The organism is Hydrotalea sandarakina, assembly GCF_003254115.1.
Taxonomy (GTDB): domain Bacteria; phylum Bacteroidota; class Bacteroidia; order Chitinophagales; family Chitinophagaceae; genus Hydrotalea; species Hydrotalea sandarakina.
In genome coordinates this window covers 445,694-470,607 of record NZ_QKZV01000002.1, presented here as the reverse complement: position 1 = coordinate 470,607, position 24,914 = coordinate 445,694, and the positions used below count along the sequence as shown (strand labels likewise).

Below are 24,914 nucleotides of genomic sequence, written 5' to 3'. Positions count from 1 at the left end.
AGAAGCAACCGCTTTTTTTAATATTCATCAACAAATTTTATTTGTTGTCTTTGTTATCGCCCTCTTTTTCGTCACCTTCAAGTTTAGCGCGAATATCAGCTAAGGCACCTAAGTCACCAAGGGTAGCTTTTTCAACCTTGCTTTGAATATTCTTCACAGCCTTTTTGGTTTTTTCAGCTTCAGCTTTTGCTTCTTTCTTAACAGCTTCTTTTTCTTCTGCTTGAGCTTGTTCCCATATTTTGCTATGACTTAATACAATGCGCTTTTCATTTCTGTCAAACTCAATTACAATAAATTGAGCGGTTTCGTCAGCGCCAACTGATTTACCATCTTCTTTTACTAAATGACGATTGGGCGCAAAACCTTCCAAGCCATAGGGTAATTGCACAATAGCACCTTTATCATCTTTACGAATAACAGTGCCCTCATGTACAGTACCTACACCAAAGGTTTCTTCTAAAGCATTCCAAGGATCTTCCTCTAATTGTTTATGTCCTAATTGTAATTTTCTGTTCTCTTTATCAATTCCAAGAATGATGGTATCAATATAATCACCAACTTTTACATATTCACTTGGGTGGTTAAAGCGTTTTAACCAGCTTAAGTCGCTAATGTGAATCATTCCACCAATACCGGCTTCTAACTCAACAAATACGCCGTAAGGAGTAATGTTTTTAACCAAACCTTTGTGCTTACTTCCTTCTGCAAATTTGGTTTCGATAGTGCTCCATGGGTCTTCTGTCATTTGTTTAATTGACAGACTCATTTTGCGAGCTTCTTTATCTAAAGTAACTACTTTAGCTTCGTATTCATCACCCAGTTTAAAGAATTCTTTAGCATTAATAGGTGTATTAGCCCATGTAATTTCTGAAACGTGAACTAAGCCTTCAACACCGGGTTGAATTTCAAGGAATGCACCATAATCTTCAATATTCACCACTTTACCTTTCACTACAGCACCTTCTACTAAATCAGCCGGTAATACATCCCAAGGATGCGGAGTTAATTGTTTTAAACCTAAGCTGATACGTTTTTTATCATCATCAAAGTCTAAAACAACAACTTGTAATTTCTGATCCATTTTAACTACTTCAGATGGATGAGAAATTCTTCCCCAAGAAATATCGGTAATGTACAATAAACCATCTAAGCCGCCCAAATCCATAAAGGCACCGAAGTCGGTAATGTTTTTAACAGTACCTTCCAATACCTGACCTTTTTCTAATTTACTCATGATTTCAGCACGTTGCGCTTCAATATCACTTTCAATTAAGGCTTTGTGAGATACTACGGCATTCTTAATGGTTTCATTTATTTTAACCACTTTAAATTCCATTGTTTTACCAACAAACTGATCGTAATCAGTTACAGGCTTAACATCAATTTGAGAGCCGGGTAAGAAAGTTTCCATTCCAAATACATCTACAATTAAGCCACCTTTTGTTTTAGATGTAACGGTACCTGTAACCACTTCGCCGGTTTTATGAACTTCAACAATTTTTTCCCAGGCACGGAAAATACGAGCTGATTTGCGACTAAGGTGTAAGTTTCCATTGCGGTCTTCTTTTTCAACCACCATTACTTCCACTTTATCGCCAACTTTTAAGCCCGGCATATCGCGGAATTCGTTTAAAGAAACCAAGCCATCACTTTTAAAACCAATATTAATTACAGCATCGGTTTTAGTTAAGGCAACTACATCGCCTTGTAAAATTTCGCCATCTTCAATTTGTACGAACGTGTTTTCATACACTTTGTCGTATTTGGCTTTTTCATCAGAAGTGTAAGTACTTACATTACGTTTGTCTACACTCCAGTCAAAATCATCATGAGCTGTTTCTACAACAGGCTCGGCCACAGGTGCAGTTGTTGTCGCTGTAGCTTGTTCTTGCACTGCTTCCTGAGCAGCACCAGATGCAGGCTCCTGTGCATCAGCGTTTAATTGTTTGTAAATAATCATAATAATACCCGATTGGTTTAATTCGGGCTGCAAAAGTAGGCATTTTTGACAGATAAACGATGAATTTTAGGGGGTTTTATTTAAAAATTGGGGGCTTTTCTAGGTGGCCCTAAAAATATCTATTCAAAAAAAAATAACAGCACAACCAAAAGAAAGTTTTAATATATTTATTGACCAGTTTTCGTTGGTAAAACTGCAATTCAACTATTACATCATCTAAAACAATGAAAAATGAAAAAAATTCTATCATTATTTATGGCATTAGCCTTTTTAACTACTGTTTCTTTTGCACAAGCTGCTAAAACACAGCAACCTACAAAAACAAAAAAAGAAACAACTACTACTAAACAGGTACACACTAAAAAAGATGGATCAGCCGATATGCGTTATAAAGAAAATAAGATGCAGAAAAAACAGGAAGGTCCTAAGAAAAAAGATGGTACCCCCGATATGCGCTACAAAGCCAATAAAACACCAAAAAAGAATGGCTAATAAAATATTAGAAATAAATGCTAAACTGCCCACTAAAACAATGGGCAGTTTTTTATTTTATTGCCGCGATGATTTGGCAATGGCAGATGCAGCTATGAAGGCTGTTGTCCAAGCATTTTGAAAATTAAAACCACCGGTAACACCATCAATATCCAAAACTTCTCCGGCAAAATATAATCCGGGAATTTTCTTACTTTCCATTGTATTAGCATTTACCTCATTTAATTGAACACCGCCTGCTGTAACAAACTCGTCTTTAAATGTTGTTTTACCTTGAATTAAATAACTATCGTACAGCAATTTTTTAATAAGCTGATTAATTTGTTGATTTGAAATATCAGCCCATTTACTTTGTGGATTTATTTGAACTGCAGTTAAAAAATAATGCCATAATCTTTCAGGGAAATTATACATACAACGGGTACCTATTGACTGCTTAGGATTGGTTGAACGATATGTTTGTAATGAAGAGCGAATAGTATGCTCAGTTTCATTAGATATCCAATTAATATTGATGTTAAAATGGTAATTGTTTTCTGCCAACCACCTGGCGCCCCAAGCCGATAATTTTAGAATTGCCGGACCACTAAAACCAAAATGCGTTATTAACAGTGCACCGCTTTGTTCTAATTTAGTATTCGCAATACGCACACATACATTTGGTATTGCAATGCCTGATAATTGCTGAATGGCATGTTTGTGCATATTAAATGTAAATAATGAAGGAACCGGAGGTACAATTGTATGCCCTAATGCGGCTATCCAATTCCATTGTTCCGGTTTAGGAAATCCACCGGTAGTTATACAAACATAATTGGCTTCGAATGTTTCTGAAGTATGTGTTGTTAATTTAAAAAGTTGATTAGCAGAAATAATTGAAGTAATATTTTTATTCAACATTATTCTAATATTTTTTTTCCTCGCTTCATCTAAGAAACAATTGATGATTGTTTGCGAAGTGTTGGTAGAACTAAACATTCTTCCATCGGGCTCGGCAACTAAATGAACATTACGCAACTTAAACCATTGAATGGTGTGCTGAGGGTTAAACCAATGAAAGCATTTTTTTAAAAATTGGCCCCCCCTTGGATAATATTGAATAAGTTCTGATATATCAAAGCAAGCATGGGTAACATTACAACGGCCACCACCACTAATTTTAACTTTTGAAAGTACCTTATTGGATTTTTCAAGAATAACTACCTCTAAGTCCGGATTCATTTCAGCTGCATTAATAGCGCAGAAAAAACCTGCAGCTCCACCACCAACCACCATTAAAACTTTTTTATTGCCCATTTTTCATAGTCATAATTGAAAGAATCTCTTTTATGCCATTCCAAAAATTACCTATCCGTATATTTTCGTTAGCGGCATGCTGATTGTCATCATAATTAGCAATGGGTAACGATATAGCTTTTGCGCCTAATTGTTGTTCAATAATAATTAAGGGTAAGCTTCCACCTGTTAATGGCATGATGATTAATCCGTTAGGTGATACTTCATTAACTGCCTTAATAATTTGTTGCGACATTGGCCAATCTATGGGTGTTTTTTGTGCATTGTAGCCTGATCCGGTCTCAACCTTAGCAATAAGGGGATATTTCATCCTTTCTTCATCAGTAGGTTCATGGCTTATAACGTAGTACCCTTTACTTGTTATGTGTTGAATTACTTTCTGTTGTTGTTTTAAATAATCATTTCCGGGAACCAATCGCAAATCAATACTAACTGAAGCAGTGGCAGGAATACTATTGGTGGACAAATTACCCACATGCCCACTGGCTATACCATTAATGTTTAAAGTAGGTAGTTGTATAGCGTTTATTAGCGATATTCCATTCATTTCATTTCCAGAGAAACCAAATTGTTCTTTTAACAATGCATCATTTTGCTGAATTTGATTCCAAACTTTTTTTTCTGCATTGGATATGGGTTGCACATCGCTATAAAAATTAGGGATGGTAACAATACCGCTATCGTTTTTCATGGAAGCCAATAAATGTACCATATTCCAAGCCGGATTGGGTGCCCAATTACCATAATGCCCGCTATGTAATGGCGTCTTGCTTCCATATAAAGTAATGTCCATGTGTGTGTCGCCACGTACACCAAACGACAATAAATTTTTTCCATTAGCGGGTTGTGGCCCATCACAAATTATCCAAACATCTGATTGTAATAATGATTTATAGTGAGCCAATATTTTTGCTAAGTTGGGTGAACCGGCTTCTTCTTCCCCTTCAAAAAAGAATTTAACATTGACAGTAGGTAAAAGATTTTGCTTTTTCAAAGCTATGAATGCTTGTAGTATAGCCATTACCCCGGCTTTATCATCTGCAGCACCACGTGCATAAATTCTAAAATTATCGTTGAGTTGTTTTAGCCATTCTTCTTTCGTCAATTCCTTACCGCCATTATGAATAGCATTGGTAAAGAACGAGGGTTTAAATGGATTTAATCCCTTATACCAACCACTGCTATCGGCCGGTTGCCCATCATAATGTGCATAAAACACAATAGTTTGTGTGGCATTCGGCACCATTAACTCACCATAAACTACAGGTGGCTTTGTATTATCCGTAAAGAGTAACAAGGTGTTTTGTATGCCAGCACGCTGCATAAATTGAACCAAGTAATCAGCATTATAAGCAAAGGCATTTTTTTGCGAAACAACATTGGGTATGTTTACAAAATCAATATACTGCTGCAAGATGGTTTCCTTATTTTGTTGAACATATTTTTGAAACCATTGCAAATCATTTTGAGCATTGGAAGCAAACCCAACAAAACAAGCACTGAGCAAAGCAAATAGGTACTTTAAATATTGACGCATGTAAGCCAATTTTCAATGAATGAAAAAAAATCAAGCATATTTAAGAATAATAGCTTGTATTTAAATGAACATTCTTTTTTTCTACTGCTTCAATTATACTATAATCAGATAAGATAAGCGGTTTATCTTTTTTTACGCAAACATCATGTTCAAAATGAACAGATACCTTACCATCACGGGTTTTTACAGTCCATCCATCTTTATCAGTATAAACATCTTTGGAACCTAAGTTAATCATGGGTTCTATAGCCAGTACAATATTCTCTTTTAGTTTAGGTCCATTACCTCTTTTACCATAATTGGGTACCTGTGGGTCTTCGTGTAATGAGCGACCCAAACCATGACCAACCAATTCACGAACAACACCATATCCCATTTTCTTTTCAGTATGTTCTTGAATAGCAAATGAAATATCACCTACTCTGTTTCCTGCAATAGCTTTTTCAATGCCCTTATATAAACTTTCCTTGGTAATTTTTACAAGCTGCAAAACGTCTGCCGACACATCGCCCATAATAAAAGTATAAGCATGATCACCATGCCAACCGTTTAAAATTACACCCATATCAATAGAAACAATGTCGCCTTCTTTTATGGGATGATTGTTTGGGAAACCATGCACTACTACATCATTTACTGAAGCACATACAGAATAAGGATAACCATGGTAATTTAAAAATGAGGGTATAGCTTGATGATCCTTCACAAATTCAAAACAAAGTTTATCTATTTGCATGGTTGTTACACCGGGCTTTAAAAAAGCAGCAACCTCAGCTAATGTTTTACTTACTAAAAGGGCAGCTTGCTTCATGTATTCAATTTCCTGTTCCGTTTTTACATACATCATATTAATATTATTTCTACGTGACATCCTAAGTCAAAGTTAAATGTAGTTAGATTATAAATTCGTGAATTGAACAACTAATAAAAAAAAGAAAACCTGTCAGGCACAAGCCCAACAGGTTTATATCAATAACAATTAATAGCTTACATAACAGATGAAGTAATACTTTGACGACCTTGAATGCGACCACCACCAGACATTAAACCATCGTACTGACGCATGAGCAAATAGGTTTCTATTTGCTGCAATGTATCTAAAATTACAGCTACCATAATCAATAATGAGGTACCTCCGTAAAACGTACTAAATGCACTGGTTACACCTAATTTTTGAGCGAAACCAGGCATAATACCAACTATGGCTAAAAAGATGGCACCGGGCAAAGTAACTTTATCCATAATAGCGCCAATATAATCGGTAGTTGGTTGTCCGGGTTTTACACCGGGAATAAAACCGTTGTTACGCTTTAAGTCCTCAGAAATTTGTTTAGGATTAAAAATTAAGGCAGTATACAAGAAGGTAAAACCAATCACCATAATGCCATAAATAAGCATGTACCATGGATTACTGTGATCGTTAAAAATTTTGATAATACCTTTTGCAGATTCAATATTGGTAAAAGAAACAAGCGTAGGTAAAAACATAATAGCCTGAGCGAAGATGATAGGCATAACACCGGCGCTGTTCACTTTAACGGGCAGGAATTGACGTGCACCACCAAATTGTCTGTTACCAATTATTTGCTTAGCGTAGTTTACAGGTATTTTTCTTACTCCTTGCACTAAAATAATAAGGCTCATGATAACAGCAACCAGGATGGCTATTTCAATTAAGAAAATTAACAAACCACCACCGGCTTTTTCACTTTTGGCAGAAAATTCCTGAATAGTTGCTTGAGGAAAACGAGCCAAAATGCCCACCATAATAATGATAGAAGTACCATTACCTAAACCTTTATCTTGAATTTTTTCACCTAACCACATTACAAATAAAGTACCTGCAGAAAGGGTAATAATGGTTGTAAATGTAAATACAGTTCTATCTAACAAAATGGCTTGAGCATAACCACCTTGAGGATTCGTTAAATAAGCAACATAAGCACCGGCCTGAAAGGCAGTAACAATTACGGTTAAATAACGCGTCCATTGGTTAATTTTATTTTGACCGCTGGTTCCTTCTTTTTGAATCTTTTGCAATTGAGGTACTAAGATGGTCATTAACTGCATAAAGATAGAAGCAGAAATGTAAGGCATAATACCCAATGCAAAAATAGAAGCCTGCGTAAAAGCACCACCTGCAAACGTATCAAACAAACCTAACAAGCCTTTATTAGCTGCATTAAGTTTGCTTTGGTCTAACAAATTAGGATCAATTCCGGGTAATACCACGTGGGTACCAAACCGATAAACTAATATTAAAGCCAACGTAATAACAATTTTATTACGTAGTTCTTCAATACTCCAAATGTTCTGTATGGTTTTAATGAATTTTTTCACAAATACTGTTGTTAATAGTTGAAAACCTAAGGTAAACTGTCTTAATTAAAAAATGCGCAGGGCAATATACGGTAAATTATTTAATTAGTTCAACAGTTCCGCCAAGAGCTTCAATAGCAGATTTTGCTTTTTCGCTAATAGCATTCACTTTAAAATTTAATTTAGATTTTAATTCGCCATTAGCCAGTATTTTAACTTTATCGGTTCTATTTACCAAACCATTAATGTATAGGTTTTCTAATGAAAATTCAGAGAAAGCATATTTTTCATTAAGGCTTTCAATTTGGCCTAAGTTGAAAACTTTATACTCAACTCTGTTAATGTTTTTAAAACCACGCTTAGGTAAGCGACGCTGAATAGGCATTTGACCACCTTCAAATGCATTTTTACGTTGGTAACCTGCACGGCTTTGACCACCTTTGTTACCGCGAGTAGATGTACCACCTTTACCTGAGGCTTCACCTCTTCCTAATCTTTTTTGCTTGTGTGTTGAACCAGTTGCTGGTTTTAAGTTGTGTAATTTCATGTTTAATTGATTTTGTACTTATCGGGGAATCGCCCCTCGCATTAAAAAAAGAACGCAAAATGGTATGTAATTTCATTTACATACCATTAAGCATAAATATTCAAAAATTATTTAACTTCTTCTACTTTTACCAAATGGCTAACTTTATTAACCATTCCTAATATTTGAGGAGTAGCTTCAACTTCACGAGTGGCATGTAATTTATTTAAACCAAGTGCTACCAAGGTTTTCTTTTGCCTTTCAGACCGGTCAATACCACTTTTTATTTGTGTAATTTTAATTTTTTTCATAATGAATAGAAATTTTAAACAATGCTAAGGCAATTGTTTAGCCATTGAATACTTTGGTTAGTTTTAAGTTACGATCTTTAGCAACTTGTACGGGTTCACGTAGCTCGGTTAAAGCTTTAATAGTAGCTTTCACCACATTATGCGGGTTAGCAGATCCTAAACTTTTAGCCAACACGTCGGTAACACCGGCACTTTCTAAAACAGCACGCATGCTACCACCGGCAATTACTCCGGCTCCATGAGCAGCAGGTTTAATTAAAACCTTAGCTGCACCTGCTTTAGAAAATTGTTCATGAGGAATAGTACCATGCATTACCGGAACTTTTACTAAATTCTTTTTAGCATCGTCAATGCCTTTAGAAATAGCTTCCTGAACTTCTTTTGCTTTTCCTAAGCCCTGACCAACGATTCCCTTACCATTACCCACAACTACTAAAGCAGAAAAACTAAATGTACGTCCACCTTTTGTGGTTTTTACTACCCGGTTAATGGCAACTACTTTTTCTTTTAGTTCAACTTCACCGGTAAGCTTTACTTTATTTTCAGTTATTTTAGACATGGATCTAAATGATTATGTATTAATTTAATTAAAATTGTAATCCACCTTCTCTGGCACCATCAGCAACACTTTTTACTCTGCCATGGTATAAATTTCCACCTCTGTCAAAAACACAAGCAGTTATACCTAATGCAATTGCCTTTTGCGCAATAGCATTACCTACCAATTTAGCTTTTTCAACTTTAGTAATTTTCTGTACTAATATTTGTTTATCGCGTGATGAAGCAGCAGCTAATGTTAATCCTTTTTCATCGTCAATTAATTGTGCATAAATCTCTGCATTACTTCTAAACACAGCTAAACGAGGCTTAGTAGCAGTACCCGATACCTTTTTACGAATACGGTATCTTATTTTTTGTCTTTGAACAAGTTTACTATTCATTGCTTTTATCTTTTATGCTTCCGATTCTGCCGGAAGTTTTATTTGTTAATGGTTATTTGCCAGCAGCTTTACCCGCTTTTCTTCTAATAATTTCATCAGAGTATTTAACACCTTTTCCTTTATAAGGCTCAGGTTTACGCAGGCTACGAATTTTGGCAGCTACTTGACCCAATAATTGTTTATCTATACTTTCCAAAGTAATAGTTGGGTTTTTACCTTTTTCAGTAGCAGTTGCAACTTTTAGTTCTTTAGGTACTTCAAAAATAATGTTGTGAGAATAACCTAAAGACAAGTCTAATGTATTTCCCTGATTTGAAGCTTTAAAACCAACACCAACCAATTCCAATTCTTTCTTAAATCCGTCAGTAACCCCCTTAATCATGTTAGCAATTAATGAGCGATACAAGCCATGCATGGCACGATGGCGAATTTGGTCGGTAGGACGTGATAAATTCAGAGTGTTATCTGATACAGTAACTATAATGTCTCTATCAACAGCTTGTTTTAATTCACCTTTGGGGCCTTTAACACTTACAACATTGTCATTTCCAACTGTAATGGTTACACCCTTAGGAATTTGTACCGGTTTTTTTCCAATTCTTGACATAGTCGTTTTTTAGTTTTATTGATAATGATTTTAAGTTGTGTTCAGCCCCGACTAAAAGGCTTAATTATCTAACTTAAAATTGTAAATTAATAAACGTAACATAATACTTCACCACCCACATTCTGAGCTTTGGCTTGTTTATCAGTTAATACTCCTTTTGAAGTACTGATAATAGCAATACCTAAGCCATTAATTACCCTTTTCATTTCAGAGGGCTTTGCATATTGGCGTAAACCCGGGCGGCTTACGCGCTCCAATGAACGAATGGCAGGTTGTTTGCTGGTGGGGTCGTATTTCAAAGCTATTTTTATAATACCTTGTTTGGTATTGTCTTCAAACTTATACTTCAAAATATAACCTTGCTCATATAAAATCTCAGTAATCCGCTTTTTTAAGTTAGAAGCAGGAATTTCTACAATTCTATGCCCTGCCATTTGAGCATTACGAATCCTGGTTAAAAAGTCTGCAATAGGATCAGTTACCATTGTATATAAATTAAATACGGTTCTAAATGTTGTTTATGAAATGGGAGTAAAAATTACCAACTGGCTTTTTTAACACCGGGTATTTTACCATTTAATGCCATATCACGAAATACTACCCTTGAAATTCCAAAATAACGCATGTAACCACGAGGTCTTCCGGTTAATTGGCAACGATTTTTCAATCGAACAGGTGAAGCATTTTTAGGTAATAAATCTAAAGCAGCATAATCACCTGCGGCTTTTAAAGCGGCACGTTTTTCGGCATACTTAGCCACCAATGCTTCTCTTTTTGCTTCGCGGGCTATGATTGATTTTTTTGACATATTGTTTCTTATTATTAATACTGTGAGTTTTTAATACTCACTTAATGATTAATTATTATCTTTTTTTGCACTTTTGAAAGGCATACCCATTTCTTTCAGCAATTCATACGCCTCTTCATTAGTTTTAGCAGTAGTAACAATGGTAATATCGAAACCGGTAATTTTATTCACCTTATCAATATCAATTTCAGGGAAAATGATTTGTTCAGTTACACCCAAAGTATAATTACCACGGCCATCAAATGCTTTGTCGCTAATGCCTTTAAAATCGCGTACACGAGGTAAAGCAACAGAAATTAAACGGTCTAAAAACTCGTACATTTTATCACCGCGTAAAGTTACTTTAGCACCAATGGGCATTCCTTTACGCAATTTAAAATTCGAAATATCTTTTTTAGAATAAGTAGGTACAGCTTTCTGACCAGTAATTTGTTCTAACTCGGCAACAGCTACATCAACTAATTTTTTATCGGTTACAGCGCCGTTAACACCGCGGTTAATACAAATTTTTTCAATTTTAGGAGTTTGCATAACACTTTTATAAGCAAACTTTTTCATTAAAGCTGGCATTACTTCCTGGCGATATTTTGACGCCATTCTCGGAGTATATTTAGTTGTGCTCATTATTTAATAACCTCCCCAGATTTTTTTGATATTCTAATTAATTTACCATTTTCTCTACTTCTTTTAATTTTAGTAGCAGAACCGGCTTTAGCATCCCACAACATAACATTGCTAATATGTATAGGTGCTTCTATTTTAACAATACCACCCTTTGTATTTTGAGCATTGGGTTTAGTATGTTTTGTTACAATGTTTACCCCTTCAACCACAACACGTGCTTCATCAATCAGAACTTCTAATACCTTTCTAGGTTTTTTCAAGTCCTTATCTTCTCCGGCAATAACAACTACTGTGTCGCCTTTTTTAATGTTAAACTTGGGTTTAAATCTTTTATTCATGGTGTTTACCCTTTTATAACCTTGTATGGTTAGTTATTTTTTTGTTACCAGCTTTTAAATTTATATTCAGCTTTCGTTGCGTCGCACACTTGTACAGCTGTAACGCAAGGCAGCATTTTTATAAAACTTCAGGGGCCAGTGAAATTATTTTCATATACCCTTTATCCCTTAATTCACGGGCAACCGGTCCAAAAATACGGGTACCACGTGGTTCATCGGCATTATTTAATAAAACAACAGCGTTATCGTCAAAACGAATGTATGAGCCATCTTTTCTGCGTAATTTATTTTTAGTACGCACAATTACTGCTTTAGATACCGTGCCTTTTTTAATTCCACCTGCAGGAATGGCGTCTTTAACAGTAACAACAATTTTATCGCCAATTTTTGCATAATCCTGGCCACTGTTACCCAGTACTTTAATGCAAAGTACTTCTTTGGCACCGCTATTGTCAGCTACATTTAATCTGCTTTCTTGCTGAATCATTGTTTAATAATTTGATAGTTAACAGGCTGCTTTAGGCAGGCTATCTCAATAATAATTTATTTAGCTTTTTCAATTACCTCAACTAGTCTCCAACGCTTTGTTTTACTCAGCGGGCGAGTTTCCATAATTTTTACGATATCGCCTATTGTGCACTCATTTTTTTCATCGTGTGCATGGAATTTCGTAGTTTTTTTCACGAACTTTCCATAAATAGGGTGTTGCACTTTTCTTTCTACTGCAACAGTAATGGTTTTAGCCATTTTATTGCTGGTTACAACACCAATTCTTGTTTTACGCAAATTTCTTTCAACCATTGTTAGCAATTTATTGGTTATTTAGCCGAAGCTTTTATGTGTAATGCTGTTTTTAAACGAGCAATATCTTTTCTTAACTCACGAATACTCATTGGATTTTCCAATGGAGAAATTGCGTGTGCAAATTCTAATTTTTTTAACCTTAAGGTATCTTCCTCAATTCTTGCCTTAATTTCGGTTTCGGTCATTTCCCTTAGGCTCTTATTAAAATCAATTTTTTTTGCCATTGCAAATAATATTAATAGTTTGTTTAAGCTTGCAAATCTCTTCTTACAATAAATTTGGTTGCAATTGGTAATTTTTGAGCGGCTAAGTGTAAAGCTTCTCTTGCAACAGTTTCACTTACACCATCGCATTCAAAAATAATACGACCCGGCTCAACAACGGCAGCCCAAAACTCGGGGTTACCTTTACCTTTACCCATCCTTACCTCTAAAGGCTTGCGAGTAATAATTTTATCGGGGAAAACCCTAATCCAAACATTTCCTTCACGTTTCATAGCACGTGTCATACTTTGTCTGGCTGCTTCAATTTGCCTATTGGTTAACCAAACAGGTTCTAAAGCTTTTAAGGCGTATGAACCAAAAGCTATTGCAGTACCTCTTTTAGCAACATTACGAATGCGCCCCTTTTGTTGTTTTCTATGTTTACTTCTTTTTGGCTGTAACATTTGTTTGCTTTTTTTATATAGCCAAGGCTATATGGTATTTAAAAAAAGTATAGCTAATACGGCTGATACCTATTTTAGTTTTGTCCTCTTCTGGATGATCTTCCTTCATTTCCACGACCACCGCCACGGTTACCACCACGTCTTTCATCGGCACCGGCACTTGCTCTTTCTCTCCTATCACTCAAGTCATTTTTTCCGCCAATAAAATTGGGGTTTAAGTCGCGTTTACCTAAAACTTCGCCTTTACAAATCCAAACCTTAATACCAATTTTACCATATACGGTTTGAGCAAATACACTAGCATAATCAATATCCATTCTTAAAGTGTGCAATGGAACACGACCTTGCTTAAACTCTTCGCTACGGGCAATTTCAGCGCCGCCTAAACGACCGCTTACTCTTATTTTTATACCTTCGGCACCCATACGTAAAGTTGATGCAATTGCCATTTTTATGGCACGCTTGTAGTTAATACGATTTTCTATTTGACGAGCAATCGTATCGCCTACAATGGTAGCATCTAATTCCGGACGACGAATTTCAAGAATGTTAATCTGAACATCGTCTTTACCGGTTAATTTTTTCAATTCCTCTTTAATGCTATCAACTTCGCCGCCGCCCTTTCCGATGATGATGCCTGGTTTTGAAGTATGTATGGTAACAATTAATTTACCAAGTGTACGTTCAATAACAATTTTTGATATACCACCTTTGTTGATACGGGCATTCAGGTAAGTACGGATTTTTTGATCCTCAATTAACTTGGTTGCAAAATCTTTTTTATTGCCATACCAGTTACTTTCCCATCCGCGGATGATACCTAACCTGTTACCAATTGGATTTGCTTTCTGACCCATAATATGGTTTCAATTAGTTTTTAGAATCTACAATGATTGTTACATGATTGCTGCGTTTTCTTACTCTGTATCCACGACCTTGTGGTGCCGGACGCATTCTTTTTAAAGTGCGACCACCATCAACAAAAATTGTTTTTACAATAAGGCCACTATCGGCAGCACTGGCTCCATTATTTTTTTGTTCCCAATTATTAATGGCACTCTTCAACAGCTTTGCCAACGGTGTAGCATTGTGTTGAGGGTGAAATTCTAATATAGCCAAAGCCTTTTCAACTTCCATTCCACGGATCACATCGGCTAGTAACCGCATTTTCATGGGTCCTGTGGGATAATTTTTTAGTTTAGCTACTGCTTCCATTTTTTTTTAATTTCTATCATTCGGTAAAACTGTTAGGCAATTTTACCCTGAATTAATTTACTTTTTTTGACCGGCATGTCCTCTGAAGTTGCGGGTAGGGGCAAATTCGCCTAATTTATGACCTACCATAAACTCAGTTACATATACAGGTATAAACTTGTTACCATTGTGTACGGCAAATGTATGCCCTACAAAGTCGGGAGTAATTGTACTGCGACGACTCCAGGTTTTAATAACCCCTTTTTTATTTTTGCCTTCGTTAATAGCGCTTATTTTTTCATTAAGCTTAACATCAACATAAGGACCTTTTTTAATCGAACGACCCATTTGGATTTACGATTTATTGCGTTTATCTAAATATTGTTACTTGGTAAGTTTTTTACCGTCTCTTCTTTGAATAATCAGTTTGTCGCTGGCTTTTCCTTTGGTTCTGGTTTTCTCACCTTTGGCGTATTTACCGGTTCTGCTGCGCGGATGACCTCCGGATGCTTTACCTTCACCACCACCCATTGGGTGATCAACAGGGTTCATGGCAACACCACGTACGCGTGGACGAATACCTTTCCAACGATTTACACCTGCTTTACCGGCAGTTTGTAAATTATGATCACTGTTTGAAACAACACCAACAGTGGCATAACAATTAATCAATACCTTTCTCAATTCACCGGAAGGCATTTTTAATACAGCGTATTTCTCTTCTTTATTGGCTAATTGAGCTGAAGCACCGGCACTGCGTGCTAATTTTCCACCTTGTCCGGGTTGCATTTCAATATTGTGAATGTTTGTACCTAAAGGCATGTGCTTCATTTGAAGTGCATTGCCAATTTCAGGTGCAACATCATCACCTGCTATTACTTTAGCGCCAACTTGTAAACCTTGTGGGGCTAAAATGTAGCGTTTTTCACCATCAGCATATTGCAATAGGGCAATAAAAGCTGTACGGTTAGGGTCATATTCAATTGAAACAACTGTTGCTTCAATGTTGTGTTTGTCACGTTTAAAATCAATAATACGATAATGCCTTTTATGGCCTCCACCTATATAGCGCATTGATCTGCGCCCCTGAGCATTACGACCACCGGTTTTCTTTAATGGTTCTAATAAGCTTTTTTCGGGCTTATCAGTTGTAATTTCAGCATAGGCATTGCCAATTCTCCAACGAGTGCCGGCTGTAATTGGTTTGTACTTTTTTAATGCCATTGTTTGTTTAGTTTAAATGCGAATTTTTCAGCTTCGCTACTATAATAATCTAATTAAATGTTTGCGTATAAATCAATTGTTTCACCTTCTGCTATGGTAACCAATGCTTTTTTATAAGCCGGTTTTTTTCCCTGTATAAAGCCCGCTTTAGTGTAGCGTGTTTTATTTTTTCCGGGTACTACCATTGTATTTACGTTAACCACAGTTATTCCGTAAAAAGTTTCAATTGCATTTTTAATTTGCAATTTATTTGCAGAACGTGCTACCTTAAAAGCATACTGACGCAGGGTTTCCTGTTTAGCATTTGCTTTTTCAGATAAAATAGGCTTTATTAAAATATCGGTTGGTTTCATTTTATTGCTTTTGAAACGGTTTTTAATTTTTAAGCTTCAGCTACTTCATTGTCAGCAAAAATTTTGGCTGCCTGTTCAGTTAATACCAAAACATCTGCATTCATAATTTCATAAGTATTTATATCAGCCAATAAAGTGGTAGCTATATTAGGAATATTTCTGGTGCTTAAGAACAAATTATCATCATAATCAGGTGTAACAATAATTGCTTTTTTATTAGCAATTTGTAAAGCCTGCATAATATTAACTACTTGTTTAGTTTTGGGCGTGTCAATGGTAACGTCTTCTATAACTAAAATAGCGTTGTCTTTTGCTTTGTAACTTAAGGCTGAAATTTTAGCCAAATCTTTTACCTTACGGTTTAGTTTAAAGTCGTAGCCATGGGGTTTAGGTCCAAAAATAGTACCACCACCTTTATATAATGGGTTACGAATATTTCCTTTACGTGAGCCACCGGTACCTTTTTGCTTGTGTAATTTACGGCTTGAGCCATGTACCTCTGAACGAGTTTTAACCTTATGAGTACCCTGACGTTGAGCGGCTAAATATTGTTTTACGGCTAAATAAATAACATGATCATTTGGTTCAATACCAAAAATATCTTCGGGTAATTCAACCGTTTTACCTGTTTTTTCGCCTTTTATATTTAAAATTTCTAATTGCATGATTTGTGTGAATTAAAGGTGATTACTTTTGGATGTAAACAATTGAACCGTTGTGCCCCGGCACTGATCCACTAATTAATATATAATTCTTTTCAGGGAATATTTTTACAACTTTCAATCCTTTCATTTTAACACGGTCATTACCCATACGGCCGGCCATTCTCATACCTTTAAACACTCTTGAAGGATAAGAGGAACCACCGATAGAACCCGGTGCTCTTGAACGGTCGTGTTGTCCGTGTGTTGCTTCACCAACACCACCAAAACCATGGCGTTTTACAACACCCTGAAAACCTTTACCTTTGGTGGTACCGATTACTTCAACAGTTTCGCCTTCTGAAAATATATCGAGGGTAATAGTTTCGCCTAACGCTTTTTCAATAGTATAGTTGCGGAATTCTTTAACGAAACGTTTGGGAGCAGTTTGAGCTTTAGAGAAATGATTAAGCTCGGATTTTGTTGAATGCTTTTCTTTCTTGTCTTCAAAACCTAATTGTAAGGCTTCGTAGCCATCTACATCTTTTGTTTTAACTTGTGTAACTACACAAGGACCGGCCTCAATAATGGTACAAGCCAGTTGTTTACCATCTTGGGCAAAAATGCTGGTCATTCCAATTTTTTTTCCAATAATACCTTTCATGTTTTGCGGTTTTTGCCCCGCGAAGGTGTAATGGACATTTTGCAGTGCTGCAAAATTCAATCCCTGTTTGCTGCCGACCTTTTCCCTTTTACCACTTTTTGTGGTTACTGTGTTCTTTAAAACATTTAAGCTTTAAAGACGCTGGAAGTACCGGAAGTAAACAAACCTCGAAGGGCCTGTTTATATGTCAAAAATTTTATTTAAACACCAGAGCTCCTTTTTCATTTTTCAGATTGGGAGATGGCAACTTCTTAACTATTAAGCTATTAAGCTTTAATTTCCACTTCTACACCGGAAGGTAAATCTAATTTGCTCAAAGCATCTACAGTTCTTGATGAAGATGTATAAATGTCCAGTAAACGCTTGTGCGTGCATAACTGAAATTGTTCCCTACTCTTTTTATTCACATGGGGCGAACGCAATACAGTAAATATTCTTTTATGCGTAGGCAAAGGAATAGGTCCGGTTACAACGGCACCAGTACTACGAACTGTTTTCACAATTTTCTCGGCAGATTTATCTACCAAGTTGTGATCGTAAGATTGTAATTTTATTCTGATTCTTTGAGACATAATCTTTACCCAAATTTCCGATTGGGTTGCAAAGGTAGGGGGAGCAATTGGAATAGGCAAGGAAAAAAAGATTTTTTTTTAATTTTTTTTTTTAATTCTTTAAAAAAGCATCCTTTCATATAAAAAAAGAAAACCGGCCAATGTATTAGCCGGTTTTCAATATAAATGTACTTTACAGTTTACCTTGCATTAGTCCTCTACTTTTACTCTGCCTTTGTTTTTGGCAATTACCTCTTCGGCAATGTTATTAGGCGCCGGAGCATAATGAGAGAATTCCATTGTAGAAGTAGCACGTCCGGAAGACAAAGAACGTAATTGCGTTACATAACCAAACATTTCACTTAAAGGCACTTTTGCTTTAATTACTTGCAGGTTATTTCTGCTATCCATTCCTTCCAACATACCTCTTCTGCGGTTTAAGTCGCCGGTTACATCACCCATATATTGGTCGGGCGTTAATACTTCCACTTTCATAATAGGTTCAAGTAATACCGGTTTGGCTTTTTTGGCAGCTTCTCTAAAACCTGCTTTAGCACACAATTCAAATGACATTGAGTCAGAGTCAACATCATGGTAACTACCATCAAATACACGGATTTTCATGTTATTGACAGGATATCCTGCCAATACCCCTGTATTCATGGCTGTTTCAAAACCTTTTTGAATGGCAGGAACAAATTCACGAGGAATAGCTCCACCAAAAATATCATTCACAAACTGGAAGTTCTTGCCTTCATTTTCTTTTAGCCATTCTTCATCAGCAGGGCCAATTTCAAATTGAATGTCGGCGAATTTACCACGACCACCTGTTTGCTTCTTCAAAATTTCGCGATGCTGATAAGTTGCCTGGAAAGCTTCTTTATATGCTACTTGAGGTGCACCCTGATTCACTTCTACCTTAAACTCGCGGCGCATACGATCTATAATAATTTCCAAATGCAACTCACCCATACCACGTAAAATGGTTTGTCCGGTATCTTCATCGGTATTTACCCTTAATGTTGGGTCTTCTTCAACCAATTTAGATATGGCAATACTCATTTTATCAACGTCGGCCTGAGTTTTAGGCTCAATGGCAATGGCTATTACCGGTTCCGGAATAAACATATTTTCCAGAACTATTGGATGATTTTCATCAGTTAAAGTATCACCTGTTTTAATTTCTTTGAAACCAACAGCAGCACCAATATCACCGGCTTCAATGAAGTCGATTGGGTTTTGCTTGTTAGCAAACATCTTCATAATACGGCTAATCCTTTCTTTTTTACCACTACGAACATTTAAAACATAGCTGCCCGCATCTAAATGTCCGCTATAGCAGCGGAAAAATGCTAAACGGCCTACAAAAGGATCCGTCATAATTTTGAAAGCCAAAGCTGAGAACGGTTCTTTAGGATCGGGTTTGCGGCTAATTTCGTTTCCTGTTTCGGGATCAATACCTTTTACGGCTTCAATATCAACCGGTGAAGGTAAGTATCTACAAACGGCGTCTAAAGCAGTTTGAACACCTTTATTTTTGAATGAAGAACCACACATCATAGGTACAATACTCAAATCGATGGTGGCTTTACGAATAGCAGCATGTACTTCGTCTTCAGTAATTGAATTAGGATCATCGAAGAATTTTTCCATTAAATGGTCATCATATTCAGCAACTGCTTCAATTAAGTTTTGACGCCAGAAGGTTACCTCCTCCATCATATCTTCCGGAATAGGTAATTCATCGAAAGTCATTCCTTCTGTTTCAGCATGCCATACAATGCCTTTCATTTTAATAAGGTCAACTACCCCTTTAAAATTATCTTCGGCACCAATGGGTAATTGTAAAGGAACAGCTTTAGCACCCAACATTTCTTTTACTTGCTTTACCACATTTAAAAAGTCGGCGCCTGAACGGTCCATTTTATTCACGAAACCAATTCTGGGTACACGATAGCGGTTAGCTTGACGCCATACCGTTTCTGATTGTGGCTCTACCCCATCAACGGCAGAAAATAAAGCAATCAATCCGTCTAAAACCCTCATTGAACGTTCAACCTCAACGGTAAAATCAACGTGACCGGGAGTATCAATAATATTAAAGTAATACTTTTTTGTTTCTGGAGTAGCTTTTCCTAAAACGGTAGGAAAGTTCCATTGACAGCTAACAGCAGCTGATGTGATGGTAATACCTCTTTCTTTCTCCTGCTCCATCCAGTCAGTTGTGGCAGCACCATCGTGCACTTCGCCAATTTTATGTATCATACCGGTATAGCGCAAAATACGCTCGGTAGTTGTGGTTTTACCGGCATCGATGTGAGCGGCAATACCAAAATTGCGTTGAAATTTCAAATCCGCCATAAAGTGATTGTTTATTTTTTTTCAGGCGGCAAAGGTAGGGATTTAGGTAATTCTACAAGATTTTAATGAAAGATTTAATGGTAAGTTCTTAAAATTATTTTGTAAAATAAGAGAGAATTGTACGAATTGAATGATTTTTAGTGGTTGGGTGCGCACCTTAAAATAAAAAAGCTACCACAAATGGGTAGCTTTATATGAATAGTTATGTTGCAATTAAACTTTGAAGTGTGAAAATGCCTTGTTGGCTTCAGCCATTCTATGCACGTCTTCTTTCTTTTTAAATGCGCCACCTTCACCTTTACTAGCGGCAATAATTTCATTTGCCAATTTATCGGCCATTGTTCTTCCGTTTCTTTCACGGCTGTAACGTATCATCCATTTGATGCTTAAAGATATTTTCCTGTCAGGTCTTACTTCGGTAGGAATTTGAAAAGTAGCACCGCCTATTCTGCGACTACGCACCTCAACAGAAGGTGTTATATTGGCTAAAGCTTTTTTCCAAACTTCATAACCATCTTCGTTAGTTAATTTGGATACCTTGTCAATTGCATCATAAAAAATGTTGATGGCAGTACTTTTTTTGCCATTCCACATAATATTGTTGATGAAACGACTTACCATTACATCATTATATCTTCCATCGGGAGCAACTGGTAATTTTTTGGCTTGTGCTTTACGCATGTTATATAAAAATTAGCTGTTTAACAGAATTATTTTTTGGCTTTTTCTTTTTTGGTACCGTATTTAGAACGACTTTTTTTCCTGTCTTTCACACCGGCAGTATCCAAGCTACCTCTTACAATATGGTAACGTACACCCGGCAAGTCTTTTACACGACCACCTCTAATTAATACAATTGAGTGTTCTTGTAAATTGTGTCCTTCACCCGGAATGTAAGCAATAACTTCTACCTTATTGGTTAAACGTACTTTTGCCACTTTACGCAAAGCTGAGTTTGGCTTTTTGGGAGTTGTTGTATAAACACGGGTACAAACACCACGACGTTGTGGACAAGCATCTAAAGCTCTTGATTTACTTTTAGCCCTGATAATTTCGCGGCCTTTTCTAACTAATTGTTGTATAGTAGGCATTCTACGTTGTTTAAATTTTAGGACGGCAAAGGTAATAGCACTTACCGTAAATTCCAAAAAGAAAAATAATAAAAGATGAAATTTATTTCAAAAACTAGCGTTTATGCGTGAATAAACTAAATTTTATAAAGCCATTCATGCACATCAGGCACAAGCCCATAGCGGATTTGATTCAATTTTTCCCGAACCGCTGGAGCCACCTTCCATTTTTCAGTATCGAACAACATTTGTTCGTCTTTATAGCGCAATTCCTTAATTAAAGCAATAGTAGCCGCTGTTCCTGTACCAAAAACTTCTTGTAAAGTACCATTTTTATAGGCAGCAATTACTTCATCAATATTTATTTTTCTTTCTTCAACTGCTATGCCCATTTCTTGCAAAAGAACCAAAACACTGTTACGAGTAACTCCATTTAAAATGGTACCTTCTTCTAAAGAAGGGGTAATAGCCTTGTTATCAATTATAAATACAACATTCATCATTCCCACTTCCTGCAACCATTTGTGTTCAATTGCATCTGTCCATAATACTTGGTCGTAACCAAGCTCATTGGCTTTTTTGGCTGCCATCATACTACCACCATAGTTCCCGGCATTTTTTGCAAAACCTACCCCGCCTTTTACGGCACGTGTATATGTTTCTTCAACATAAATTTTCATGGGTTTGGCGTAATAGGGCCCGGTTGGGCTAAGCATAATAATGAAAGCATAGGTTTCAGAAGGACGGACCCCCAAAGCAACATCGGTAGCAAACATTACAGGGCGAATATATAATGAGTGTTCAGCTTTCGCGGGAATCCAATCTTTATCAATTGCTAATAATTGATGCATTCCATCCATGAAAATATACTCAGGTACTTCGGGCATGCACATGCGTTCAGCCGAAAGATTAAAACGCTTGAAGTTATCATAGGGTCTGAAAATAAAAGCTTCGCCGGAACTATGTTTGTATGCTTTTATTCCTTCAAATATGGCTTGACCATAATGCAATGCTGCTAGTGAAGGCTCAATATGTAAAGGCTGATAAGGTAAAATTTGGGGATCTTGCCAGGCTCCGTTTTTATAAGTAGCCATAAACATATGATCTGAAAAGTACTTCCCAAAAGGTATATTTTCTAAACTTAAACTGTTTAATTTGCTTTCAGCAACTTTAGTTACCGGAAAGCCTGAAGTCTTAATCATATCTTTATAATTTTGGTGCAAAGAAACAAAAAACTAACAAGTGTTAATTAAAAAAGTTTTTGGAAATGAAATTTGAAGAAATACAATTGCCTCCAAACTACATTGCTTCACTGTACAAAGATACATTGGTGGTTATTGAACAGCCAAATAGAAATTTAAACAACAGTTTAAAAGAAAATGCCCCAGTGCAACAATCGGCTTCGTTAAAAAGCAAAAATGTTGAGGATACCACTTCAAATTCAACTCTTAACTATTTGGGTAACAATGAAAAACAAATTGCTATTTTAGTGCATGATGAAACGGCACCCATTATACGAGAAGAATGGCTGCAATTTATTAGCAATATATTATTAGCCTGTAAATTGAATGTGGGTGATGCTGCCGTAATTAATATTCAAAATCAACTTATTACATATGAACAATTGCATCAAAACTTAAATACAAAATATTGTATTGTTTTTAGTGATGAGCTGCAAAAACTAAACTTACCATTTATTGTACCGGCTTATCAAATAAAAGAATTCAATGATTGCACCTATTTACCTGCAGAACCTTTAGAAAACTATTTAGTAGCTGACGTAACAAAAAGCAACCAAGCAAAAAGAAATTTGTGGAATGCCTTAAAATTAATGTTTCACATTAACTAAATTACCTGAATGACTACTTCGTTAATTTTTGCCACCAACAATGAACATAAAGTTCAGGAAATACAAGCCGTGCTACCAAAAACTTTTACAGTAACCAGTTTAAAGCAAGCAGGCATTCATATAACTATTGAAGAACCATTTAATACGCTTGAAGAAAATGCCTTTCAAAAAGCAAATACTATTTTTCAATTAACCAACCAACATTGCTTTAGTGAAGATACCGGTTTAGAGGTAGTTAGTTTAAATGGTGCGCCGGGGGTTAAAAGCGCTCGATATGCAGGCGAAGAACAAAACTACCAAAAAAATAATGAGAAGTTATTGTTGGCTATGCGGGAAAAAGACAATCGTTGTGCCCAATTTAGAACAGTTATTTGTTTAATATTGGAAGGTAAAACTTACTATTTTGAAGGCATTTGCGAGGGTACTATTACATTAAGCCCCATAGGCAACCGAGGTTTTGGATATGATCCATTATTTATTCCCAATGGCAGTCAATATACATTTGCAGAAATGGATTTAGTTGAAAAAAGTAAATTTAGCCACAGAAAGAAAGCATTGGATAAAATGATTGCTTTTTTAGAAACATATACTTTTAACCATGGAACGCATTAAATTAGTTTTACCGGAAGTGTTTATATTTTCAACGGAAATGAAAATTCGCGTTACTGACTTAAACTATGGTGGCCATGTTGGCAATGATAGATTTTTAGCGTTATTGCAAGAAGCACGTATGGAATTTTTAGCATTTTACGGTTATAGTGAATTGAATGTTGAAGGTGTTGGTTTAATTATACGCGATGCAGCCATTGAATTTAAAAAAGAATTGCACTACAATCAAACCATACAAATAGATGTAGCAATTACGGGTATTGATGCCATGGGCTTTGATCTTTATTACAAAATACACATCAAAAACAATAACGAATTAACATTAGCTGCAACCGCCAAAACCGGTATGTTGTGTTATAATTACCAAGAAAAAAAATTGGCGCCGGTTCCGGCAAAGTTTGTAGAAAAAATGAGCTAAGTATTTTATTAAGCATTCCAAATTTCCCAATTGGCTTCAGCTTGACCCACCAACATATCGTATCCATTCTGTACTAAACAACCTTTTTCCTTACCTTTTTTTAAAAACAGGGTTTCTGCAGGATTATACACCAAATCAAACAAATAATTTTTTTCAGATAAAAATTCATAAGGAATTGGCGGGCAGTTATTCACATCGGGAAAAGTTCCCAACGGTGTTGTATTGACTATAATTGGGAATTGCCCTAACAAAGTCTCATTAATTTGTTTGTAAGCAATACAGTTGTGATGCGATAAAGGGTTACGCGAAACAAATTGAAAAGGGATCTTCAATTCATTGAACACAAAAGCAACTGCTGCAGCTGCTCCGCCGGTTCCTAAAATTAATGCACCGTTGTGATGCGGTTGCAGTTGTTGGAGTAATGATTTTTTAAAACCAATTACATCCGTATTGTAACCAATTAATTCACCTTGTTGAATGTGCACACAATTACAGGCCTGCATTTGCTGTACTTCGGGGCTAACTTTATTTAAATATGGAATAATTTGTTTTTTGTATGGAATGGTAACGGCTAACCCCTGTAAATTGGGCGTGGATTGTATTAAGCTTACAACGTCCTGAATTTTGGGTATTGGATATAGAAAAAAGTTTGCATCGGTTATTTGTTCCGATGCAAACTTCTGGTCAAAATATTTTTTTGAAAAAGAATGCGATAAAGGAAACCCGATAAGTCCGAAAATACGCATCATT

At 36.1% G+C, this 24,914-nt stretch carries 35 protein-coding genes; 4 read left to right on the top strand and 31 right to left on the bottom strand.

Annotation, left to right across the window (positions count from 1 at the left end; genetic code table 11):
- Window positions 1-37: 37 nt before the first annotated feature.
- Window positions 38-1,993: a 30S ribosomal protein S1 gene (gene rpsA, locus LX80_RS04960; protein ID WP_245897981.1), complete on the bottom strand. Its 1,956-nt coding sequence runs from the start codon at window positions 1,991-1,993 to the stop codon at window positions 38-40.
- A gap of 198 nt (window positions 1,994-2,191) precedes the next feature.
- Between rpsA and LX80_RS04955 the strand changes: the two genes are divergently transcribed.
- Window positions 2,192-2,452 carry a hypothetical protein gene (locus tag LX80_RS04955; protein WP_111293930.1) on the top strand — a complete coding sequence of 87 codons (261 nt, stop codon included), beginning with the start codon at window positions 2,192-2,194 and terminating at the stop codon, window positions 2,450-2,452.
- 57 nt (window positions 2,453-2,509) lie between these two features.
- Here LX80_RS04955 and LX80_RS04950 read toward each other — a convergent pair whose 3' ends face one another.
- The 29 genes from LX80_RS04950 to LX80_RS04810 form a co-directional block, all read right to left on the bottom strand.
- The gene (locus LX80_RS04950; RefSeq protein ID WP_211307699.1) at window positions 2,510-3,748 is read right to left on the bottom strand and encodes a BaiN/RdsA family NAD(P)/FAD-dependent oxidoreductase; all 1,239 of its coding nucleotides are present in this window, start codon (window positions 3,746-3,748) and stop codon (window positions 2,510-2,512) included.
- Complete coding sequence (locus LX80_RS04945) at window positions 3,738-5,285, bottom strand: M20/M25/M40 family metallo-hydrolase (RefSeq protein ID WP_111293929.1); 1,548 nt, start codon at window positions 5,283-5,285, stop codon at window positions 3,738-3,740. Before LX80_RS04945 ends, LX80_RS04950 begins: the two co-directional genes overlap by 11 nt.
- A gap of 40 nt (window positions 5,286-5,325) precedes the next feature.
- A complete protein-coding gene (map, locus tag LX80_RS04940; RefSeq protein WP_111293928.1) occupies window positions 5,326-6,132 on the bottom strand; it encodes a type I methionyl aminopeptidase in 807 nt (268 codons plus the stop codon).
- 140 nt (window positions 6,133-6,272) lie between these two features.
- Complete coding sequence (secY, locus tag LX80_RS04935; protein WP_111293927.1) at window positions 6,273-7,625, bottom strand: preprotein translocase subunit SecY; 1,353 nt, start codon at window positions 7,623-7,625, stop codon at window positions 6,273-6,275.
- Between the two features lie 76 nt (window positions 7,626-7,701).
- Window positions 7,702-8,151 carry a 50S ribosomal protein L15 gene (gene rplO, locus LX80_RS04930; protein WP_111293926.1) on the bottom strand — a complete coding sequence of 150 codons (450 nt, stop codon included), beginning with the start codon at window positions 8,149-8,151 and terminating at the stop codon, window positions 7,702-7,704.
- A 107-nt stretch (window positions 8,152-8,258) separates the two neighbouring features.
- Complete coding sequence (gene rpmD / locus LX80_RS04925; protein ID WP_111293925.1) at window positions 8,259-8,441, bottom strand: 50S ribosomal protein L30; 183 nt, start codon at window positions 8,439-8,441, stop codon at window positions 8,259-8,261.
- A gap of 37 nt (window positions 8,442-8,478) precedes the next feature.
- Window positions 8,479-9,000, bottom strand: a complete 522-nt coding sequence (rpsE, locus tag LX80_RS04920; RefSeq protein ID WP_111293924.1) for a 30S ribosomal protein S5 — start codon at window positions 8,998-9,000, stop codon at window positions 8,479-8,481.
- 28 nt (window positions 9,001-9,028) lie between these two features.
- The gene (gene rplR, locus LX80_RS04915; protein WP_111293923.1) at window positions 9,029-9,382 is read right to left on the bottom strand and encodes a 50S ribosomal protein L18; all 354 of its coding nucleotides are present in this window, start codon (window positions 9,380-9,382) and stop codon (window positions 9,029-9,031) included.
- 52 nt (window positions 9,383-9,434) lie between these two features.
- The gene (gene rplF, locus LX80_RS04910; protein ID WP_111293922.1) at window positions 9,435-9,989 is read right to left on the bottom strand and encodes a 50S ribosomal protein L6; all 555 of its coding nucleotides are present in this window, start codon (window positions 9,987-9,989) and stop codon (window positions 9,435-9,437) included.
- Window positions 9,990-10,075: 86 nt separating this feature from the next.
- The gene (gene rpsH, locus LX80_RS04905) at window positions 10,076-10,474 is read right to left on the bottom strand and encodes a 30S ribosomal protein S8 (protein ID WP_111293921.1); all 399 of its coding nucleotides are present in this window, start codon (window positions 10,472-10,474) and stop codon (window positions 10,076-10,078) included.
- Window positions 10,475-10,527: 53 nt separating this feature from the next.
- Complete coding sequence (gene rpsN, locus LX80_RS04900) at window positions 10,528-10,797, bottom strand: 30S ribosomal protein S14 (protein WP_111293920.1); 270 nt, start codon at window positions 10,795-10,797, stop codon at window positions 10,528-10,530.
- Between the two features lie 48 nt (window positions 10,798-10,845).
- Window positions 10,846-11,421, bottom strand: coding sequence for a 50S ribosomal protein L5 (gene rplE / locus LX80_RS04895; RefSeq protein ID WP_111293919.1), 576 nt, complete (start codon window positions 11,419-11,421; stop codon window positions 10,846-10,848).
- Window positions 11,421-11,759 (bottom strand): 50S ribosomal protein L24, encoded by a 339-nt coding sequence (rplX, locus tag LX80_RS04890; RefSeq protein ID WP_111293918.1) that lies wholly within the window; start codon window positions 11,757-11,759, stop codon window positions 11,421-11,423. Before rplX ends, rplE begins: the two co-directional genes overlap by 1 nt.
- 118 nt (window positions 11,760-11,877) lie before the next feature.
- Window positions 11,878-12,246, bottom strand: coding sequence for a 50S ribosomal protein L14 (rplN, locus tag LX80_RS04885; RefSeq protein ID WP_068242586.1), 369 nt, complete (start codon window positions 12,244-12,246; stop codon window positions 11,878-11,880).
- 56 nt (window positions 12,247-12,302) lie between these two features.
- Window positions 12,303-12,560, bottom strand: coding sequence for a 30S ribosomal protein S17 (gene rpsQ, locus LX80_RS04880; RefSeq protein ID WP_111293917.1), 258 nt, complete (start codon window positions 12,558-12,560; stop codon window positions 12,303-12,305).
- Window positions 12,561-12,577: 17 nt separating this feature from the next.
- The gene (gene rpmC, locus LX80_RS04875) at window positions 12,578-12,787 is read right to left on the bottom strand and encodes a 50S ribosomal protein L29 (protein WP_111293916.1); all 210 of its coding nucleotides are present in this window, start codon (window positions 12,785-12,787) and stop codon (window positions 12,578-12,580) included.
- A 23-nt stretch (window positions 12,788-12,810) separates the two neighbouring features.
- Window positions 12,811-13,230 carry a 50S ribosomal protein L16 gene (rplP, locus tag LX80_RS04870; protein ID WP_111293915.1) on the bottom strand — a complete coding sequence of 140 codons (420 nt, stop codon included), beginning with the start codon at window positions 13,228-13,230 and terminating at the stop codon, window positions 12,811-12,813.
- A gap of 74 nt (window positions 13,231-13,304) precedes the next feature.
- Window positions 13,305-14,087: a 30S ribosomal protein S3 gene (gene rpsC / locus LX80_RS04865; RefSeq protein WP_111293914.1), complete on the bottom strand. Its 783-nt coding sequence runs from the start codon at window positions 14,085-14,087 to the stop codon at window positions 13,305-13,307.
- A gap of 13 nt (window positions 14,088-14,100) precedes the next feature.
- Window positions 14,101-14,445 carry a 50S ribosomal protein L22 gene (gene rplV / locus LX80_RS04860; RefSeq protein WP_111293913.1) on the bottom strand — a complete coding sequence of 115 codons (345 nt, stop codon included), beginning with the start codon at window positions 14,443-14,445 and terminating at the stop codon, window positions 14,101-14,103.
- 57 nt (window positions 14,446-14,502) lie between these two features.
- On the bottom strand, window positions 14,503-14,772 hold the full coding sequence (gene rpsS, locus LX80_RS04855; protein WP_111293912.1) for a 30S ribosomal protein S19: 270 nt from the start codon (window positions 14,770-14,772) through the stop codon (window positions 14,503-14,505).
- 36 nt (window positions 14,773-14,808) lie between these two features.
- On the bottom strand, window positions 14,809-15,648 hold the full coding sequence (rplB, locus tag LX80_RS04850) for a 50S ribosomal protein L2 (RefSeq protein ID WP_111293911.1): 840 nt from the start codon (window positions 15,646-15,648) through the stop codon (window positions 14,809-14,811).
- Window positions 15,649-15,701: 53 nt separating this feature from the next.
- The gene (rplW, locus tag LX80_RS04845) at window positions 15,702-16,001 is read right to left on the bottom strand and encodes a 50S ribosomal protein L23 (RefSeq protein ID WP_111293910.1); all 300 of its coding nucleotides are present in this window, start codon (window positions 15,999-16,001) and stop codon (window positions 15,702-15,704) included.
- A gap of 29 nt (window positions 16,002-16,030) precedes the next feature.
- Complete coding sequence (rplD, locus tag LX80_RS04840) at window positions 16,031-16,666, bottom strand: 50S ribosomal protein L4 (protein ID WP_111293909.1); 636 nt, start codon at window positions 16,664-16,666, stop codon at window positions 16,031-16,033.
- A gap of 22 nt (window positions 16,667-16,688) precedes the next feature.
- A complete protein-coding gene (gene rplC / locus LX80_RS04835; RefSeq protein WP_111293908.1) occupies window positions 16,689-17,306 on the bottom strand; it encodes a 50S ribosomal protein L3 in 618 nt (205 codons plus the stop codon).
- Window positions 17,307-17,572: 266 nt separating this feature from the next.
- A complete protein-coding gene (rpsJ, locus tag LX80_RS04830; protein ID WP_068242832.1) occupies window positions 17,573-17,878 on the bottom strand; it encodes a 30S ribosomal protein S10 in 306 nt (101 codons plus the stop codon).
- Between the two features lie 189 nt (window positions 17,879-18,067).
- Complete coding sequence (gene fusA, locus LX80_RS04825; RefSeq protein WP_111293907.1) at window positions 18,068-20,218, bottom strand: elongation factor G; 2,151 nt, start codon at window positions 20,216-20,218, stop codon at window positions 18,068-18,070.
- A gap of 213 nt (window positions 20,219-20,431) precedes the next feature.
- Window positions 20,432-20,899 (bottom strand): 30S ribosomal protein S7, encoded by a 468-nt coding sequence (rpsG, locus tag LX80_RS04820; RefSeq protein WP_111293906.1) that lies wholly within the window; start codon window positions 20,897-20,899, stop codon window positions 20,432-20,434.
- Between the two features lie 29 nt (window positions 20,900-20,928).
- Window positions 20,929-21,309, bottom strand: coding sequence for a 30S ribosomal protein S12 (gene rpsL, locus LX80_RS04815; protein ID WP_026767866.1), 381 nt, complete (start codon window positions 21,307-21,309; stop codon window positions 20,929-20,931).
- Window positions 21,310-21,425: 116 nt separating this feature from the next.
- Window positions 21,426-22,490, bottom strand: coding sequence for a branched-chain amino acid aminotransferase (locus LX80_RS04810; RefSeq protein ID WP_111293905.1), 1,065 nt, complete (start codon window positions 22,488-22,490; stop codon window positions 21,426-21,428).
- 65 nt (window positions 22,491-22,555) lie between these two features.
- Here LX80_RS04810 and LX80_RS04805 point away from each other — a divergent pair, with 65 nt between their 5' ends.
- The 3 genes from LX80_RS04805 to LX80_RS04795 are packed head-to-tail and all read left to right on the top strand — an operon-like array spanning window position 22,556 to window position 24,164.
- Window positions 22,556-23,137, top strand: a complete 582-nt coding sequence (locus LX80_RS04805) for a hypothetical protein (RefSeq protein WP_111293904.1) — start codon at window positions 22,556-22,558, stop codon at window positions 23,135-23,137.
- A gap of 9 nt (window positions 23,138-23,146) precedes the next feature.
- The gene (gene rdgB, locus LX80_RS04800) at window positions 23,147-23,749 is read left to right on the top strand and encodes an RdgB/HAM1 family non-canonical purine NTP pyrophosphatase (protein WP_111293903.1); all 603 of its coding nucleotides are present in this window, start codon (window positions 23,147-23,149) and stop codon (window positions 23,747-23,749) included.
- Window positions 23,736-24,164 (top strand): acyl-CoA thioesterase, encoded by a 429-nt coding sequence (locus LX80_RS04795; RefSeq protein WP_111293902.1) that lies wholly within the window; start codon window positions 23,736-23,738, stop codon window positions 24,162-24,164. The genes rdgB and LX80_RS04795 overlap by 14 nt, the downstream gene beginning before the upstream one ends.
- 8 nt (window positions 24,165-24,172) lie before the next feature.
- Here LX80_RS04795 and LX80_RS04790 read toward each other — a convergent pair whose 3' ends face one another.
- Entirely contained in the window at window positions 24,173-24,913 is a 741-nt protein-coding gene (locus tag LX80_RS04790) for a shikimate dehydrogenase family protein (RefSeq protein WP_245897979.1), read from the bottom strand.
- Window position 24,914: the final 1 nt, after the last annotated feature.

Coding starts and splice junctions, on each gene's coding strand:
- LX80_RS04955 (WP_111293930.1), top strand. CDS start 2,192: ATGAAAAAAATTCTATCATTATTTATGGCATTAGCCTTTTTAACTACT.
- LX80_RS04950 (WP_211307699.1), bottom strand. CDS start 3,748: ATGGGCAATAAAAAAGTTTTAATGGTGGTTGGTGGTGGAGCTGCAGGT.
- LX80_RS04945 (WP_111293929.1), bottom strand. CDS start 5,285: ATGCGTCAATATTTAAAGTACCTATTTGCTTTGCTCAGTGCTTGTTTT.
- map (WP_111293928.1), bottom strand. CDS start 6,132: ATGATGTATGTAAAAACGGAACAGGAAATTGAATACATGAAGCAAGCT.
- rplO (WP_111293926.1), bottom strand. CDS start 8,151: ATGAAATTACACAACTTAAAACCAGCAACTGGTTCAACACACAAGCAA.
- rpmD (WP_111293925.1), bottom strand. CDS start 8,441: ATGAAAAAAATTAAAATTACACAAATAAAAAGTGGTATTGACCGGTCT.
- rpsE (WP_111293924.1), bottom strand. CDS start 9,000: ATGTCTAAAATAACTGAAAATAAAGTAAAGCTTACCGGTGAAGTTGAA.
- rplR (WP_111293923.1), bottom strand. CDS start 9,382: ATGAATAGTAAACTTGTTCAAAGACAAAAAATAAGATACCGTATTCGT.
- rplF (WP_111293922.1), bottom strand. CDS start 9,989: ATGTCAAGAATTGGAAAAAAACCGGTACAAATTCCTAAGGGTGTAACC.
- rpsH (WP_111293921.1), bottom strand. CDS start 10,474: ATGGTAACTGATCCTATTGCAGACTTTTTAACCAGGATTCGTAATGCT.
- rpsN (WP_111293920.1), bottom strand. CDS start 10,797: ATGTCAAAAAAATCAATCATAGCCCGCGAAGCAAAAAGAGAAGCATTG.
- rplE (WP_111293919.1), bottom strand. CDS start 11,421: ATGAGCACAACTAAATATACTCCGAGAATGGCGTCAAAATATCGCCAG.
- rplX (WP_111293918.1), bottom strand. CDS start 11,759: ATGAATAAAAGATTTAAACCCAAGTTTAACATTAAAAAAGGCGACACA.
- rplN (WP_068242586.1), bottom strand. CDS start 12,246: ATGATTCAGCAAGAAAGCAGATTAAATGTAGCTGACAATAGCGGTGCC.
- rpsQ (WP_111293917.1), bottom strand. CDS start 12,560: ATGGTTGAAAGAAATTTGCGTAAAACAAGAATTGGTGTTGTAACCAGC.
- rpmC (WP_111293916.1), bottom strand. CDS start 12,787: ATGGCAAAAAAAATTGATTTTAATAAGAGCCTAAGGGAAATGACCGAA.
- rplP (WP_111293915.1), bottom strand. CDS start 13,230: ATGTTACAGCCAAAAAGAAGTAAACATAGAAAACAACAAAAGGGGCGC.
- rpsC (WP_111293914.1), bottom strand. CDS start 14,087: ATGGGTCAGAAAGCAAATCCAATTGGTAACAGGTTAGGTATCATCCGC.
- rplV (WP_111293913.1), bottom strand. CDS start 14,445: ATGGAAGCAGTAGCTAAACTAAAAAATTATCCCACAGGACCCATGAAA.
- rpsS (WP_111293912.1), bottom strand. CDS start 14,772: ATGGGTCGTTCGATTAAAAAAGGTCCTTATGTTGATGTTAAGCTTAAT.
- rplB (WP_111293911.1), bottom strand. CDS start 15,648: ATGGCATTAAAAAAGTACAAACCAATTACAGCCGGCACTCGTTGGAGA.
- rplW (WP_111293910.1), bottom strand. CDS start 16,001: ATGAAACCAACCGATATTTTAATAAAGCCTATTTTATCTGAAAAAGCA.
- rplD (WP_111293909.1), bottom strand. CDS start 16,666: ATGCAATTAGAAATTTTAAATATAAAAGGCGAAAAAACAGGTAAAACG.
- rplC (WP_111293908.1), bottom strand. CDS start 17,306: ATGAAAGGTATTATTGGAAAAAAAATTGGAATGACCAGCATTTTTGCC.
- rpsJ (WP_068242832.1), bottom strand. CDS start 17,878: ATGTCTCAAAGAATCAGAATAAAATTACAATCTTACGATCACAACTTG.
- fusA (WP_111293907.1), bottom strand. CDS start 20,218: ATGGCGGATTTGAAATTTCAACGCAATTTTGGTATTGCCGCTCACATC.
- rpsG (WP_111293906.1), bottom strand. CDS start 20,899: ATGCGTAAAGCACAAGCCAAAAAATTACCAGTTGCTCCCGATGGAAGA.
- rpsL (WP_026767866.1), bottom strand. CDS start 21,309: ATGCCTACTATACAACAATTAGTTAGAAAAGGCCGCGAAATTATCAGG.
- LX80_RS04810 (WP_111293905.1), bottom strand. CDS start 22,490: ATGATTAAGACTTCAGGCTTTCCGGTAACTAAAGTTGCTGAAAGCAAA.
- LX80_RS04805 (WP_111293904.1), top strand. CDS start 22,556: ATGAAATTTGAAGAAATACAATTGCCTCCAAACTACATTGCTTCACTG.
- rdgB (WP_111293903.1), top strand. CDS start 23,147: ATGACTACTTCGTTAATTTTTGCCACCAACAATGAACATAAAGTTCAG.
- LX80_RS04795 (WP_111293902.1), top strand. CDS start 23,736: ATGGAACGCATTAAATTAGTTTTACCGGAAGTGTTTATATTTTCAACG.
- LX80_RS04790 (WP_245897979.1), bottom strand. CDS start 24,913: ATGATGCGTATTTTCGGACTTATCGGGTTTCCTTTATCGCATTCTTTT.